General features: G+C 70.1%; 14 protein-coding genes. 9 read left to right on the forward strand and 5 right to left on the reverse strand.

Translation table 11 applies throughout. The features are described from left to right. Positions 1-45: 45 nt before the first annotated feature. Both M6E97_RS10235 and M6E97_RS10240 read right to left on the reverse strand, forming a co-directional pair. Positions 46-921, reverse strand: a complete 876-nt coding sequence (locus M6E97_RS10235; protein WP_003139207.1) for a hypothetical protein — start codon at positions 919-921, stop codon at positions 46-48. Beyond that, a complete protein-coding gene (locus M6E97_RS10240) occupies positions 918-1,889 on the reverse strand; it encodes a polysaccharide deacetylase family protein (RefSeq protein ID WP_003139209.1) in 972 nt (323 codons plus the stop codon). Before M6E97_RS10240 ends, M6E97_RS10235 begins: the two co-directional genes overlap by 4 nt. A gap of 688 nt (positions 1,890-2,577) precedes the next feature. Between M6E97_RS10240 and hflK (M6E97_RS10245) the strand changes: the two genes are divergently transcribed. The 6 genes from hflK (M6E97_RS10245) to M6E97_RS10270 all read left to right on the forward strand — a co-directional run bounded on the left by hflK (M6E97_RS10245) (position 2,578) and on the right by M6E97_RS10270 (position 9,805). Next, on the forward strand, positions 2,578-4,578 hold the full coding sequence (hflK, locus tag M6E97_RS10245) for a protease modulator HflK (protein WP_034005097.1): 2,001 nt from the start codon (positions 2,578-2,580) through the stop codon (positions 4,576-4,578). 11 nt (positions 4,579-4,589) lie between these two features. Beyond that, the gene (gene hflC, locus M6E97_RS10250) at positions 4,590-5,627 is read left to right on the forward strand and encodes a protease modulator HflC (RefSeq protein WP_019484597.1); all 1,038 of its coding nucleotides are present in this window, start codon (positions 4,590-4,592) and stop codon (positions 5,625-5,627) included. After that, a complete protein-coding gene (gene hflK, locus M6E97_RS10255; RefSeq protein WP_003162246.1) occupies positions 5,624-6,664 on the forward strand; it encodes a protease modulator HflK in 1,041 nt (346 codons plus the stop codon). Before hflC ends, hflK (M6E97_RS10255) begins: the two co-directional genes overlap by 4 nt. Positions 6,665-6,817: 153 nt before the next feature. After that, entirely contained in the window at positions 6,818-7,252 is a 435-nt protein-coding gene (locus M6E97_RS10260) for a hypothetical protein (protein WP_003089693.1), read from the forward strand. A 28-nt stretch (positions 7,253-7,280) separates the two neighbouring features. Beyond that, complete coding sequence (locus tag M6E97_RS10265) at positions 7,281-9,263, forward strand: cation-translocating P-type ATPase (protein ID WP_015502866.1); 1,983 nt, start codon at positions 7,281-7,283, stop codon at positions 9,261-9,263. Next, entirely contained in the window at positions 9,260-9,805 is a 546-nt protein-coding gene (locus M6E97_RS10270; protein WP_003116899.1) for a DUF4946 domain-containing protein, read from the forward strand. Before M6E97_RS10265 ends, M6E97_RS10270 begins: the two co-directional genes overlap by 4 nt. 134 nt (positions 9,806-9,939) lie before the next feature. On the opposite strand, the gene M6E97_RS10275 is transcribed toward M6E97_RS10270, so the two are convergent. Together M6E97_RS10275 and M6E97_RS10280 are read right to left on the reverse strand one after the other, a co-directional pair. Continuing rightward, positions 9,940-10,209 carry a hypothetical protein gene (locus M6E97_RS10275; RefSeq protein WP_003089681.1) on the reverse strand — a complete coding sequence of 90 codons (270 nt, stop codon included), beginning with the start codon at positions 10,207-10,209 and terminating at the stop codon, positions 9,940-9,942. Between the two features lie 114 nt (positions 10,210-10,323). Beyond that, positions 10,324-11,238: a LysR family transcriptional regulator gene (locus M6E97_RS10280; protein WP_003136351.1), complete on the reverse strand. Its 915-nt coding sequence runs from the start codon at positions 11,236-11,238 to the stop codon at positions 10,324-10,326. A 400-nt stretch (positions 11,239-11,638) separates the two neighbouring features. On the opposite strand from M6E97_RS10280, the gene M6E97_RS10285 reads away from it, so the two are divergent. The 3 genes from M6E97_RS10285 to M6E97_RS10295 are packed head-to-tail and all read left to right on the forward strand — an operon-like array spanning position 11,639 to position 15,013. Continuing rightward, positions 11,639-13,813 (forward strand): FUSC family protein, encoded by a 2,175-nt coding sequence (locus M6E97_RS10285; RefSeq protein ID WP_004355463.1) that lies wholly within the window; start codon positions 11,639-11,641, stop codon positions 13,811-13,813. Further along, a complete protein-coding gene (locus M6E97_RS10290) occupies positions 13,803-14,012 on the forward strand; it encodes a DUF1656 domain-containing protein (RefSeq protein ID WP_003102972.1) in 210 nt (69 codons plus the stop codon). Before M6E97_RS10285 ends, M6E97_RS10290 begins: the two co-directional genes overlap by 11 nt. Further along, positions 14,009-15,013: an HlyD family secretion protein gene (locus tag M6E97_RS10295; protein ID WP_004355465.1), complete on the forward strand. Its 1,005-nt coding sequence runs from the start codon at positions 14,009-14,011 to the stop codon at positions 15,011-15,013. Before M6E97_RS10290 ends, M6E97_RS10295 begins: the two co-directional genes overlap by 4 nt. 36 nt (positions 15,014-15,049) lie before the next feature. Here the strand turns inward: M6E97_RS10295 and M6E97_RS10300 are convergent, their stop codons facing one another. Next, positions 15,050-15,295 (reverse strand): hypothetical protein, encoded by a 246-nt coding sequence (locus M6E97_RS10300; RefSeq protein WP_003089668.1) that lies wholly within the window; start codon positions 15,293-15,295, stop codon positions 15,050-15,052. Between the last annotated feature and the right edge of the window lie 75 nt (positions 15,296-15,370).

Here is a 15,370-nt window from a genome sequence, read left to right on the forward strand (position 1 = left end):
GCCCTGGCCCTCTCTCGCTTCGGCGGGAGAGGGCGGCGACCGGCCTCACGGGTGTTTCGGCCGCTGCCGTTGCAGGCCGAGCTTCTTGGCCCGGTGGAATACCGCCGCGCGGGTCTTGCCGGTCTGCTGCGCGCACCATAGCGAACCGCGCTGCTGGTAGTGCTGGCGCAGCAGGTCTTCCTCGGACTTGCTCCAGATCGCATTGTTGCGGTCGCGCTGGCTGTGCGGGGAAAGCTCCTCGGCCTTGCTGGCGACACTCTGGTAGCTGCGGCCGAGCATGTAGGCGCACCAGGCCAGGCTGCGCTTGCTGCCGTGGCGGCGGATGAACTCGACCTCTTCGCTGGACCAGGCGGCCGGTGCCTTCGGCGGCGCCTTGCGGTCCAGCGAGCGGGCGAGGGCGGCGCGGGCGCGCGCCACCGCCTGGTCGCCGGGGTTGTTGCGGCGGGTCACGCCGAGGGCGCGGCGCCAGCGTCCCACCAGGCTCGGACTGAAACCCCACCAGAACTGCACCGACTCGGCGCATTCGGTACGTACCGCGCGCAGCAGGTCGCCGCAGAGAATCGGCGAAGGGCGGCCGCTGCGCTTGCGCGTCGGCCAGCGGAACAGGCCGTCGGTGAAGCCGCCGACTTCCACGGCGCCTTCCAGTTCGTCGACCAGCCAGTCACCGGGGATCACCAGTGGGCTGGTGTAGGGCGCGCCGAGCAGCAGGTGGTTGATGGTAGCGACAGAGGTAGGGGTGTCTGCAGTCATGGGACGATCCTTGCTGATACCGGGCCAGCTGGGCTGGCCATATCCCTGAGAGCGGCGTCGCTGCGGCGTGGCGGGCGACGGCGCGTTCGCTTCCCGTGGTTCGGGCGGTCTTCCGGCGGAGGGCGACTGCCTGTCGCGCCTCCTTGGGAATGGGCTGGAGGCCGTGCTCATGGACGGGCTCCACGATAGATGCGCCAGGCCAGCCGGCCGGGACGGGCGGCGATAGCCGCGTCCACCTCGATGCGCGGCAGGTCCAGCGGGTCGCAGCGGGTATCCACCAGGCCATTGCGCGCGCCGAAGGCGAAGCGGTAGCCAAGCCGGCCGAGGGCGGCGCGCAGGCCGGGTTGCGCAGGCGTCGCGGCGGGCGTGGCGCGAGCTTGGCAGAACACCGGCAGAGGGGCGGCGCAATGCTGCTGGAGCTGGCGGTGGGCGCGGCCGAGACAGTCCTCGGCGCAAAGGCCTGTCGCTGGGTGCGGGTCCTGGCCGTGCAGGCCGAAGCGAACCAGGCCGCTGTTTTCCAGGCGGCGGACCCGTTCCCAATCGCCCGCGCCGTACGCCGCGGGGGCCGTGCAGGCCGCGCGCAAGGCCTGCTGCGAAGCCGGGTCGAGGCGTTCCAGCTTGCGCAGGAGGAGGTCGAGGCTACGGCTGCGACGCTGGTCGTCGCCGGTGCGTTCGAGCACCCGCATGAGCGCAGCGCCGCCGTAACGCTCCAGCAGTTCCAGCAATGGCTCGGCGGTAGCCGCATCGGCCTGCCAGAGGGTGTCGGCGACCGCTTCGCGCCAACTGCGCGGGTCGCCGCCGATGAAGGCGCTCGCTGGCATTTCGTAGCGCTCCAGCAGCGGGTAGACCAGCTCGGCCAGTTCCGCAGGGTTGCCGTCGACGCTCAGGGCGATCCGCAAGCAGGCTGGAGCGGGGCTCTCGAGCAGGTGTTCCAGGGGCACGCAGAGGAAGTGCCGCTGTAGCCACAGCAGCAGGGTCTCCAGGCCCTGGCGGTCGAGGCAGCGCCCTTGCCGGTGCGGCAGGGCCGCGCGCCGGCGATCCGCGACTACCCGTCCCAGGCGCAGCACGATGCCGTTCTGGCGCAGCCGGCGCTGGCCCACGGAGGAGTTCAGGAACGTCATCCCGATCAGGCTTCGCATGGCATCCCCCGGCTCATCGACGATCCGTCACCGGCGATGGTTCCGCGTGCGCGGCAGGGCTTTCGCCAGCCTGTCCGGACGCTGCGCCGTGAACTCCGGCCCCGGCGGTCGATTCGGTCATGGGCGAGCCTCCTGGGTAATCCGCACAAACGTTTGCTGCGGCCACGCCAACGCGTGGCTCGAACCGGGGCTTGGCGGGGACCCGGCGGGTGTTCGGTAAGGACTGCATGGCACCGGATAACGCTGCAAAGGATCGATGTGATTCTTTTTTGACGCTACCACAGTCGATAGTCGAATTATTGACGCTTTGCCGCTGTTATAAAACCGTCAGGCTATGCGAAAAGTCCTGCTGGCTACGCGTGGAGGCCCGGAGCGGCGTGCCTTTGAGGGGGAAGCGGGGGAGCCGGCAGGCCTATGCGGATTGGTTATAAGAAATCCGTTTCGAATGAAAATTGCCGACGAATGGTCGTTTGCGCGGATCTCCGGTGGTTTTTCCCGGCTGCTTAGAACCTTTCGGTTGGACGGGGGCTTGCCAAGTGGGTTGCCCCCAGTCTTTCGTCTTCCAGTCAAGAGCCTGGGGATGCAGACTGTTTTTCAAATCATGACAACTTCTTAACGCGCATTGTTATAAAGTTGCGGACGTTTGCGCCGGCCTGGCCGGCACCTTCGAGTTTTGCCTGGAGTGAAGATGAGAGTCGACCTGGACGCCGAGGGCGTCGCCGCCGAATCGCTGCCGCGTTTCCAGCAGGCGCCCCGGCAGTTGCGCCAGTTGTGGCGATGGGCAGCGGCCAGCGTCGCATTGGCCGCCGCCTGCGCCGTGCTGGGGTTCTTCATCGGCCTGTTCGCCGCCGACTCGCTCTGGCCGCCGCTGCTGTACAACCTCGGCGCGGCCTGGCTGGTTCTGTTCGCCGGTCTGCACGCGGCCTACCGGGTCGCGGCCTGGCGTTGCGTGGTCCTCGGCGCGGAGGCCAGCGCGCGGCCTGCCTGGCTGCGCTGGCAGCGGGGCGAACCCGACGCCGCCGCCGACAGCGCCTATGAACGGCTGCTGGAGCGCCTGGGCCAGGCCATCGCCCACGGCCTGGCCCAGCTCGGGCACGCTGCGCTGTGGCTGGCGGCGAGCGCGGCGCTGGCGTTGTGCCTGGTAGCCGCCGGCTGGCGTCTCGACCTGCCGCCGGCCAGTTCCGGGCAAGCGGCCGACCTCGCCATCGGGATCTGCCTGCTGCTGGCCTTCGCGGTGCTGGTGCTGGAACGTCGCTTCGCCAGCCAAGGGCCGGCGCAGTGGCCGGAAGCCCCGGCCCTCGGGCAACTGGCGCGGGCGCTGATCGGTACCCTGGTGCTGGCCGCCCTCTGTCTGTTCCTGGCTCGCCAGGGACACCCCTGGGCCCCGCGCCTGGCGGTACTGCTCGGCCTGTTGCCGGCGGCGCTGGCGTTGGAGTTGCTGGGCAGGGCGATCCTGGCGATGTTCGCGCCGCAGCGTGCCGGCCTCGAACCGCGCCTGGTCGCCACCAGCCTGCTGGCCGACCTGTTGCGCTGGCCGCCGCGTCCCCTGCAGCGTCTGCAGCATGAGTTGCACCAGCGCTTCGGCATCGACCTGCGCCAGGTCTGGGCCTTCGGTTTCATGCGGCGGGCGTTCCTGCCGGTGCTGGCGGTGGTGTCGCTGAGCGGCTGGCTGCTCAGCGGCGTACGCGAGATCGGCATGGATGCACGGGGCGTCTACGAGCGCTTCGGCAAGCCGGTCGCGGTGCTCGGCCCCGGCCTGCACCTGGGGCTGCCCTGGCCGCTGGGGCGGGTGTTGGCGGTGGAGAACGGGGTGGTCCACGAGTTGGCCACCAGCGTCGCCGCCGGCGACGGCGGAGCCGAGCCGCTCGCGCCCGCCGAAGGTCCGGCCCCGGATAGCGCCAACCGCTTGTGGGACGCCTCCCACGTCAGCGAGAAATCGCAGGTCATCGCCAGCCTGGCCGACCGCCGGCAGAGCTTCCAGATCGTCAACATGGACGTGCGCATCGTCTACCGCATCGCTCTCGACGACGCGGCGGCGCTGGCGGCGACCTACCGCAGCGCCGACGTGCCGACGCTGGTGCGCAGCACCGCCAGCCGCGTACTGGTGCATGCCTTCGCCTCGCGGACCCTCGATGAGGTCCTCGGCGAGCAGCGCGCGGGCCTGGCCGAGCAGATCGGCCAGGCCGTGCAGGCCGATCTCGACCGCCTCGGCAGCGGCGTCGAGGTACTGGGCGCGGCGGTCGAGGCGATCCATCCGCCGGCCGGTGCGGCGAACGCCTACCACGCGGTGCAGGCCGCGCAGATCACCGCACAGGCGCTGATCGCCCGCGAGCGCGGGCAGGCTGCCGCGCAGCGCAACGAGGCGCAACTACAGGCCAGCGTGGCGCACGACCGGGCCAGCGCGCAGGCCCGCGAGACCCTGGCCGCCGCGCAGGCCGCCGACCGGCGCTTCGCCGCGGAGCGGGAAGGCTATGCCGACGCCGGCCAGGCTTTCCTGCTGGAGGCCTACTACCGCCAGCTCGGGCTCGGCCTGGGCAAGGCCAACCTGCTGCTCATCGACCACCGCATCGCCGGCGCCGGCGCGCCGACCATCGACCTGCGCAGCTTCGGCCTCGGCCGCCTGGATTCCCCGTCTTCGTCCCGTCCGTCCGCCGTTCCGGCGTCCGCGGCCGGGCAATCCGCACCATGAGGAGAGCGCTCTTGAGCCTCGGTCACTCCCACTCGCACAGCCACCACGAGCATCATCACGATCACGATCACGATCACGATCACGATCACGATCACGGCCATGGCGCACAGGCCGCGCCGCCCTGGCGCCGGCTGCTGGTCGCCGCGCTGCTGGTGCTGTTCGCCGTCGCCGCCGCTTGCCTGGTGCAGGTGCGTTCCGGCGAGGCGATGGTCATCACCCGTTTCGGCAACCCGGCGCGGGTCCTGCTCGAACCGGGTCTGGCCTGGCGCCTGCCGTTGCCGTTCGAGAGTGCGATCCCGGTCGACCTGCGCCTGCGCACCACCTCCAGCGGCCTGCAGGATGTCGGCACCCGCGATGGCCTGCGGATCATCGTCCAGGCCTACGTGGCCTGGCAGGTCCAGGGCGACGCCGACAACGTGCAGCGCTTCATGCGCGCGGTGCGCAACCAGCCGGACGAGGCTGCCCGGCAGTTGCGCACCTTCGTCGGCTCGGCGCTGGAAACCACCGCCAGCGCCTATGACCTGGCCGACCTGGTGAATACCGAGGCGTCGCGGGTGCGTATCGGCGACTTCGAAGCGCGCCTGCGCGAACAGATCGACAATCAGTTGCTGGCGACCTACGGGGTCAAGGTGGTGCAGGTCGGCATCGAGCGCCTGACCCTGCCCAAGGTGACCCTCGGCGCCACCGTCGACCGCATGCGCGCCGAGCGCGAGACCATCGCCACCGAGCGTACCGCCGAGGGCCGTCGCCAGGCCGCGGAGATCCGTTCGGCGGCGGAGCGCGACGCCCGGGTGATCCAGGCCGAGGCTTCGGTGAAGGCCGCGGAGATCGAGGCCCAGGCGCGGGTCGAGGCGGCGCGCATCTACGGCAAGGCCTACGCCGGTTCGCCGCAGCTGTACAACCTGCTGCGCTCGCTGGACACCCTCGGCACCATCGTCAACGGCGATACCCGCCTGGTCTTGCGCACCGATGCCGCACCGTTCCGCGTGCTGGTCGACGGGCCGCCGGCGCTCCCCGCCGAAGCGCCGGCCAACGGGCGCCGGCCATGAGCGACGAAGCGCACGAGGGGCTGCGCAGCCCCTGGCTGCAGGCCGGACGCCTGGCGTTCCTCGCACTGTTCGGCGTGACCCTCCTGGCGGCGCTGGCCTGGGCGTTTTCCAACGTCCGCCAGATCGGCCCGGAGAACCGCGCCGTAGTGCTGCGCCTGGGCGCGCTGGAGCGCCTGGCCGGTCCCGGCCTGCTGCTGGCCTGGCCGCAGCCGCTGGAGCAGGTGGTGCTGCTGCCGTCCGCCGAACAGGTGATCGAACGCCGCGTCGAGGGCCTGCTGCGTTCCGAGCAGGCGCGTCGCGCCGATCTCGACGTCAGCCTGTCCAGCGACGCGCTGGCCGGCTCCGGCTACCTGCTGACCGGCGACGCCGGGGTGGTGCAACTGGACGTGCGGGTGTTCTACAAGGTCGACGACCCGTACGCCTACGTCCTCCAGGGCGCCCACGTGCTGCCGGCGCTGGACCGCCTGGTGGCGCGCAACGCCGTGCAGGTCTGCGCCGCGCGCGACCTGGACACCATCCTGGTGGCGCGCCCGGAGTTGCTCGGCAACGACAGCGCGGTCGCCGAGCGCCGCGAACGCCTGCGCGGCGACCTGGTGCAGGGCATCAACCACAGCTTGGCGGCGCTGGCCGCGGCCGGCAGCGGGCTGGGCATCCAGGTGGTGCGGGTCGACGTGCAGTCGAGCCTGCCGCGCAATGCGGTAAGTGCTTTCAACGCGGTGCTGACCGCCAGCCAACTGGCCGAGCAGAACGTCGCCAAGGCGCGCACCGAGGCGGAGAAACTCACTCAGGCCGCCACCGAGGGGGCCGACCGCACCCTGCAGGTCGCCCGCGCCGAGGCCGGCGAACGGCTGGCCCAGGCGCGCCGCGACACCGCCAGCATCGTTGGCCTGGCCCCGGCGCTGGGCGCGACCGATCCCGGCCTGCTCTGGCGCCTGTACCGCGAGCGGGTGCCGGCGATCCTCGGCAAGGCCGGTTCGGTCGGCAGCGTCGATCCGCGTGATGACGGCCGCCTGATTCTGCAAGGCGGGCAGCCATGAGCCGCTGCCCGACGGCGCCCTTCGCGGGCTGTGAAACAATGGACGGACAAGCGAACGTGAAACGGCTACCCTGCGTCGGCATCAACCTTCGGTACGCGCTTCCGCCAGCGGAACGCGGCGCCGAGTCGAACAACCAGGCGAACGGGACGGGCAATGACGGCAGGCGGTATTCCATTCACGGGCAACGGTGCGCGGCTATCACCCGGCAGGGCCCTGCTGTGCGGGCTGGCGCTGTTGCTGTGCGGCGGCGAGGCGCTGGCGCGGCAGTTGCCCAGCGACATGCTGGTGGGCTTCGTGGCCAGCGCGCAGTACCCGGTCATCACCCTGAAGAAACCCAAGCAGAGCCTGCTGCGCAGCGTGCTTACCCTGGGGCTGGGGAAGAAGACCGTCAGCTATTCGGTGGCGCCGTCGGTGCGCATCCGCACGGCGCAGAACCTGTTCATCGTCTATGGCCGCATGCCCCAGCTCAAGGGCAGTTTCGTCGGCCTGAAGAGCGACAACAACGGGCAGGTCAAGCAGATCTGGGAACTCACCGAGAAGGAAGCCCTGGACTACGTACGCCGGCCGGACGCGCGCTTCCCGCAATAGCCGCCGCGGCTCGCCCCGGGAGGTGCGCATGAGCGAGCCGACCGCCCACGGCAGCCATGGCGGCTGCGCGCATCATCATCACCTGCCGTTCGGCGGCGGCCTGCTCAGCCGCGACGAGCAGCGCCGCGCCGCCCGCCAGCTGAGCCTGGCGATGCTCGCCCTTGGCCTGTTGCTGCTCGGCCTGGCCTGGCGCTGGCTGGCGGCGGACCAGGCCGGGGTCAGCCAGATCCTGCTCGGCGTCGCGTCGCTGCTGGTGGCGCTGCCGGTGGCCCGCTCGGCCTGGGACAGCCTGCGGCATCCGAGCCTGCACGGCGTCACCGACCAGTTGATCGCGCTGGCCATGCTCGGCGCCTGGGCCAGCGGCGACCTGCTGACCGCCGCGCTGCTGCCGATCATCATGATCTTCGGCCACGTGCTGGAGGAGCGTAGCGTGATCGGCTCCCAGGAGGCCATCGCCGCCCTCGGCGAGCTGACCCGCAGCCATGCCCGGCGGATCGAGGCCGACGGCAGCCTGAGCGAGGTGGACAACGCCAGCCTGCGGCCGGGCGACCAGGTGGAAGTGCGCGCCGGTGACCGGGTTCCGGCCGACGGGCGGGTCCTGCAAGGCCAGGCCAGTCTCGACACCGCGCCGATCACCGGCGAGTCGGTGCCGCTCGAGGTGGCGCCGGGGATGGAGGTCTACGGCGGCGCGATCAACCTCGACGGCCTGCTGCGCATCGAGATAACCCGTACCGGCGAGGCCTCGACCCTGGGCAAGGTGATCGGCCTGATGCAGCAGGCCGAGCGCGCCAAGCCGCCGATCACCCGCCTGCTGGAGCGCTACGCCGGGCAGTACATGTTGCTGGTGTTGCTTATCGCCGCGGTCACCTGGTTCGTCACCAACGATGCCCAGGCCATGCTCGCCGTGCTGGTCGCCGCCTGTCCCTGCGCCCTGGTGCTGTCCGCCCCGGCCACGGCTATCGCCGGGATCGCCGTGGCCGCCCGTCATGGCATCCTGATCCGCAGCTCGGCCTTCCTCGAGGAACTGGCGGACCTGACTTCGCTGGTGGTCGACAAGACCGGCACCCTGACCCACGGCAGCCTGCGTCTGCAGGCGCTGCGCCTGGCCGATGCCGCCGAGGAGGCGTCGGTGCTGCGCCTGGCCGCCAGCCTCGGCGCCGCCAGCAGCCATCCGGTGAGCCGAGCGCTGGCGGCCCTGGCGGCGCACGATGCCTATCATCCATTGAGCGATATCCGCGAACGTCAGGGGTTCGGCGTGGTCGCACGAACAGCGGCGGGCGAAGCCGCCCTCGGCCGGCCCGAGCTGTTCCAGCAACTGGGCATCGACGCCGGCGAGGTGCCGGCGCACGAGGGACCGATCGCCGGAATCGCCCTGGACGGGCGCTTCCTCGGCTGGCTGCTGCTGGCCGACAGCGTACGCGCGGAGGCCGCCGAGGCCCTGGCCGATCTACGCGAACTGGGTCTGGGCCGGCAACTGTTGCTGACCGGCGATCGCCAGGCGGTGGCCGACGCCGTGGCCAAGCAGGTGGGGATTCGCCAGTTGGTGGCGCAGGCGTTGCCGGAGGACAAGTTGCGCCAGGTCGGCGCGGAGATCGGCAGCGGTTTCCGGCCGATGGTGGTCGGCGACGGCATCAACGATTCGCTGGCGCTGAAGGCCGGTGTGGTCGGGGTGGCAATGGGTGCCGGCGGCGCCGACATCGCCCTGGCCTCGGCGGATATCGTGCTGATCGGCAGCGACCTGCGCCGGCTCGGCACCTGCGTGCGGCTCAGCCGGCAATGCCGGCGGACCCTGCAGGTCAACGTGGCGATCGGCCTCGGCTGGACCCTGGCGATCGTCGCCGCGGCAGCCTTTGGCCTGCTCGGCGCGGCCGGGGCGATGGTCGCGGCGCTGCTGCACAACCTCAGCACCTTGCTGGTGCTGGGCAATGCCGGACGCCTGCTGCGTTTCGAGGAGCCCCTCGGGCAGCCCCGGCCGGCCGTGGAGGGACGCGAAGAGGAGGGTACACCGTGAGGCAGGCGCAAACGCGACGCAACGGCTGGCGCTGGCTGGCCCTGGCGGTCGGCACGCTGTCCGCGCTGAGCCTGGCCGAGGCGTCGATGGCGCGCTGGCCGGCAGGCTGGCAGGTCAGCGACCTGCCCGCCGCGCAGCCCGGCCAGGCCGGCGCCGGCCAGCGCCAGCGCGCGGTCAAGTTGCAGGCAGACGGCTCCCAGGCACTGGTGATGGAAGTGACGCGGATGCCCCTGCAGAGCGGGCAGGCAGTGAACCTGGAGAAAGTCCTCGGGCACATGCGCAAGCTGGTGCAGATCGAGTTCCTGCGCAACGGCCTGCAGACCGCCTGCACCTCGCCGCAGCCGTCCACCACCGGCGGGCTGGCGGCGCTGGAGACCACCTGCACCATTCGCCAGCGCGGCGCCGTGGTGATGAAGCAGACCTTGCTCACCGCGGCCGGCAAGACCTCGGCCTATTCGCTGTCCTATGCCGGCCTGGCCGAGGCCTACGACGCCAGTCAGGCGGAAATCCGCGCGGTACGGGAAAGCCTGCGCTTCGAGTGAGCGAAATCGGACGCGGTCGGGGCGGGGCTGGAGTGTCGGCGGATACCGCCTGCGGCGCTATTCGCCCTACGGAGGGTTGCATTGGGGTAGGGCGGATAACCGCTTGCGGTTATCCGCCTTGCGTCTGTCGCGGATCATTTCTTCCCGGCGTTCTGCAGGATCTGCAGGGCCTGGGTGGTGGCGGTGATGCAGCCCTTGGTGTCGCCGCTGGCCTGGTCCTGCCTGGCCTTGGCCTGGAGTTCCTTGACCTCGGTGACCCGCGCACCGGTGACCGAGGTCTTGCCGCGCACGGCGAGGATATCGTCCAGCTTCTGCAGGTTGGCGCCGCACAGGTCGGTGCTTTCGGCGGCTTGGGCGGTACCGCCGAGCAGGGCGGCGGCGATGAGCAGGGTACGCACGATCATGGCAGTTCTCCTTTGTGGGCCGGGTGGCCGGACGGGGGAGAGACGACAGGCTCCTGGGAGTCTTCTCCGCATGCCCAGTATCTGACCGGAGCGTCGCCGGAATGGTTCGGTCGCTCAGCCGTTGCCCCAGGGCGGGATCGACAGCGCCTGCTGGAGATGCTGGATGAACGCCTTGACCTTCGGCGACATCGCCGCCGCCCGCGAATACATCGCGTAGATCACGTCGTCGAGTGGGCGCAGGCTGGGCGCGGCGTCCACCAGGCGGCCGTTCTTGAGGTCCTCGGCGACGATGAACAGCGGCAGCAACGCCAATCCCTGGCCGCGCAGGGCGGCGTCGCGCATGGCCTGGCCGTTGTTGCTGCTGAAGCGTCCGCGTGGCGAGACGGCGCGGGGCTTGGCACCGGGGAACGCCGGTTCGAAGGTCCAGACCTGGCTCGGCGTGGCGTTGTTGTAGCCCAGGCACTCGTGCTGCATCAGTTGTTCGAGGGTGTCCAGCGTGCCGTGGCGTTCCGCGTAGTCGGGGCTGCAGCAGACCACCCGCTGGCTGTTGGCCAGCGGCCGGGCGATCAGCGAACTGTCGTCCAGGCGGGTGACGCGGATGCTCAGGTCGTAGCCTTCCTTCTCGAAGTCGGTGAGGCGGTCGTCCATCTGCAGGACGATCTCCAGGCGCGGGTGCTGGCTCATGAAGTCGGCGATGATCGGCGACAGCCAGAGGGTGCCGAAGCTCATCGGGGTGACGATGCGCAATTCGCCGCACAGGTCGTTCTCGCGCAGGGCGACGATCTCCGCGGCGTTGTTGAGTTCCTGCAGCGAGGCCTTGGCGGCCTTGTAGAAGAAATGCCCGGCCTCGGTCGGCTCGACGTTGCGCGTGGTGCGATAGAGCAGGCGGACGCCGAGGCGTCGTTCGAGATCGCTGACGCGCTTGCTGATCACCGACTTGGACAGGCTCATGCGCTCGGCCGCCGACGTCACGCTGTTGAGTTCGGCGACGTTGAGGAAGGCTTCGATATCGTCGAAGCGCAGGCTCATCGGTGGGCCCACGATACAGTGGCAATCGCTCGACGCATTCTCGGCTCCTCCTGGTCGTTTTCCTTGGGCTTTCTATCCGCTTGATTCGCAAGCTAAATCGATCCAGCCCTGAGCAAGCTTACCCAATCGAAAGGCGCCGCAGCGTTCGTTCTCAGCGAAAACGGTTTTCGCCTGGACGCGCTACCGGGAAGGCCGCCGGGGCTTTTACCCTGTAGTCGCGACTCGTCGCTCCGTGGCCGACCGCACCTGCCCGCCCCCGTAGGCGGCCACGGATTTCCTTGCGCCTTCTAGACTGGAAGCCAACCCGCCGCATCAACCCCGAACGAGAAACCAGCATGTCGAGTCGCTTCATCGCCGCCTGGTCCGCGGCCAACCGTTGCCTGGAGGTGCGGGGCCGGGCATGGAAGGGCTGAAACTCTACGCCCGCTTGCTCTGGCGGCCGCCGCGGGAAACCCTGCTGTTCGCCCTGCGCACCGTCGCCGCCGGGCTGCTGACCCTCTACCTGGCCTTCCTCTTCGACCTGGAGCAGCCGAAGTGGGCGCTGATGACCGTGGTCATCGTCAGCCAGCCGCTGGCCGGGATGGCTCTAAAGCGCAGCTTCGCCCAGGTCGTCGGTACCTTCGCCGGCGCCGTGGTGGCGGTGCTGATCATGGCGCTGTTCGCCCAGCAACCGTTGCCGTTCTTCGTCGCCCTGGGACTCTGGCTGGCGCTCTGCACCGCCGGCGGCACCTTGCTGCGCTACACCGACTCGCACGCCTTCGTGCTCAGCGGTTTCACCGCGGTGATCGTCGCCGTGCTGTCGATTCCCGATCCGGAAAACACCTTCATGCTCGCCGTGGTGCGGCTCACCGAGACCCTGCTGGGCGTCGCCTGCGTGGCCCTGGTCAGCCTGCTCAGCGCGCGTCCGCAGGCGGTGGCGAAGGGCTACTTCGCCCAGGTCGACGGCCTGATCCGCAGTACCGCGCGGCACGCCGCGGCGGTGATCCGCGGCGACGAGGGCGACGAGTCGTTCAACCAGCGGCAGATGCAACTGGTCGCCAGCATCACCGCGCTGGACGGCCTGCGCCGGCACCTCTATTTCGACGCGCCGAACCTGCGCCGCGCCGATGGCCTGGTGCAGTTGCTGGGCAACCTGCTGGTGCTGATGGCCTCGCGGCTGTTGCTGCTGCGCCAGCATCGCCTGCTGGTGCGGGCGCACTGGGTCGGGCCGTTGCCGGCGGATATCCAGGCGCTGCTGGATCGTGCGCTGCGGGTGCTGGACGCGCTGGCCGAGCAGGGGCGGGCGGTACCCTCCGAGGTGCTGGAGGAGTTCCAGGCGGTGCGCCAGGCCTTCGATGCCGCGGCGACGCGCGCGGAGTCCTACGACGAGGCGCTGAGCCCGGCGCTGCGCCCGCAGGTGGCGATCCTGCGCTGGGAATACGCGCGGCTGTTCCAGCGCCTGGGCGAAGTGCTCGAACTCAACGATGCGATCCAGTCCGGCCGCCAGGCCAGCAGTTTCTACCGCCGTGGCCAGGCGCAGGCGCTGCACCTGGACTGGGCGCTGGCCTCGATGAACGCCGTGCGCGCTTTCGTCGCCTTGTCCTGCGCCGCCTGGCTGTGGATCACCAGCGCCTGGAACGGCGCCCTCAGCAGCCTGCTGCTGGTCGGCGTGATGTGCTCGCTGATGGCGACCTTCCCGCGTCCGCTGCTGGCGGCGCAGAACTTCCTGCGCGGGCTGCTGCTGGCGATCCTGATCTCGGCGGCGCTGCTGTTCGTGCTGTTGCCGGCATCCGCCGACTTCGAGTGGCTGGCGCTGTGGATGGCGTTGCTGCTGTACGTGGTCGCGGTCGGCCTGAGCAGCCCGCTGAGCGCCGGGATCGCCATGGGCATCGGCCTGGAGACCCTGCTGATGGTGGCGCCGCAGAATATCGCGGTCTACTACAGCAACGCTTCGCAGTGGTTCGAGTTCGTCGGCGGCTTCCTCGCCGCGGCGGTCCTCGCCGTGCTGGTGTTCGCTCTGGTCTATCCGTTCCGCGCCGACCCGCGCCTGCGCCGGCTGCTCTACCTGTCGCGCCAGGACGTCGCGGAAATGTCGCGCTGCGAGGCCAGCGAGGCGCAGCGCTTCGCCTTCGAGACGCGGATGATCGATCGCCTGGCGGTGATGGTCGGCCTGCTGCCGGCGAGCCAGGAGCCGGCTGCGGCGGAACGTTTCCAGTGCGCCCTGGGCTGCGTGGTGATGGGCGTGGCGTTGAACCGCCTGCGCGAGCCGCTGCATGACGCCGGGGTGGTGCCGCTGGAGTTGCAGCCGCTGCTGGGCGAGGCGCTGCGCGAGGTCGCCGCCTACATAGCCGGCGGCGCGGACGCCCCGCGGCAGGACCTCGCCCTGGCCGCCCTGCGGCGTTTCGGCCGGGGCCTGGAGGCCTTGCTGGCGCAGCCGTCGAAGGACCTCGGGGCGACGCGGCAGCGCTTCATCATGAATGTCGCGGTACTGATCCTGCAGCAGTCGCTGCAACGCTATCGGACGCTGCTGGAGGAGGACCGCGGCGCACCGGCGGTCGTCGAAGAACCAGAAGAGGAGGGCGGACATGCCCGCTGATGTCGAGATCGGGGGCGCCTACCTGCCGCCGATCGCCCAGGCGCTGCTGCTGGCCTGGCTGATCCTGCTGCTGCTCAACCCGCTGTTGCGGCGCTTCGGCGTGTTGCAGCGGGTCTGGCACGAAGCGCTGTTCCAGGGCGCGTTGTACTGCGCGATCTGCGCCGGTCTGATCCTGTGGATGGGGGAGATGTCCCGATGAACCTGTTGCAAGGCAAATGGCCGCGCCTGGCCACCCTGCTGGTGGTGCTGGTGGCGGCGGCACTGGTGTTCCTCGCCTGGGAACGCTACACCCGCACGCCGTGGACCCGTGACGCGCGGGTCCGCGCCGATGTGGTGACGCTGTCGGCGGACGTTTCCGGGCTGATCACCCGGTTGCCGCTGAGCGACAACCAGCCCGTGGAGAAGGGCGAGCTGCTGCTCAGCATCGATCCGGCGCGCTATGAACTGGCGGTGCTGCGCGCCGAGCGCGCGGTGAACGTGGCGCGGGCGGCGCTGGGCGAGTCGCGCGCGGCGATCGAGGCCAGCCAGGCCCAGTTGCGCCAGCGCCGCAGCGAGGCGCAGCGGCGCTCGGCATTGCAGAAGCGCTCGATGCTATCGGTGGAAGAGAACGAAAAGGCCCAGACCGACGTCAGCCTGGCCCAGGCCGAGTTGCTGAGGAACCAGGCCAGCCTCGGCCTGGCCCAGGCCAACGTGGAGCTTGCCGAAGCCGCCTTGCAGCAGGCCCGTCTCGACCTCGAACGTACCCAGGTACGCGCCCCGGTCAGCGGCTACGTGACCAACCTGCAGACCCGCGAAGGCGACTACGCCCACGCCGGGGTGCCATTGCTGGCGCTGGTGGACCGCGATTCGTTCTATGTCAGCGGATACTTCGAGGAGACCAAGTTGCCGGGCATCCGCGTCGGCAGCCGGGCGCGGGTGGAACTGATGAGCGGCGAGCGCTTCGACGGGCGCGTGCAGAGCATCGCCCATGCCATCACCGACCGGGAGAATGCCGAGGGCTCGCGCCTGCTGGCGAACATCAACCCGAGCTATACCTGGGTCAAGCTGGCCCAGCGAATTCCGGTGCGCATCGCCATCGATCCCGCCTATCGCCAGCGCAACACCTTGCGCGCCGGCGTGACCGCGACCATCCGGGTGCTGCCCGCGGAGGACACCGCGAAAGTCGATTCCGCGGCGCCCGGGACTGCCGTGCGGCCTTGAGTCAGGCCGAACCGGTCAGTCTGTGCCGGTCATGGCTCAGGGTTGTTCGCGGACGATTTCCGCCAGTTGCAGGATCAATCGCTCGTCAGCCTGGTTGCCGCTCTGCTGGCGGAATTGCCTGGCCTCCTCGCGGGCGCGCTGGAAGGCCGCATCGACGCTGGCCTGGCCATGGCTGTCGCGAATCCACAGGTAGAGGCCCATGACCAGGCTCTGCAGGGTGGCCAGGTCGCTGCTCTGGGCATTCAGCGCATCGATGAGTTGCTGTTTGGAAAACGCTTGCATGGTTGATCTCCGATCAATGGCGCCGCAAGGGCGCGGTTCGCCCCGGCGGTCGCCGGGGTGCGCGGAGCATGTGGA

Origin of the sequence: Pseudomonas sp. B111, assembly GCF_026428275.1 — a bacterium.
GTDB classification, from domain to species: Bacteria; Pseudomonadota; Gammaproteobacteria; order Pseudomonadales; family Pseudomonadaceae; genus Pseudomonas; species Pseudomonas aeruginosa.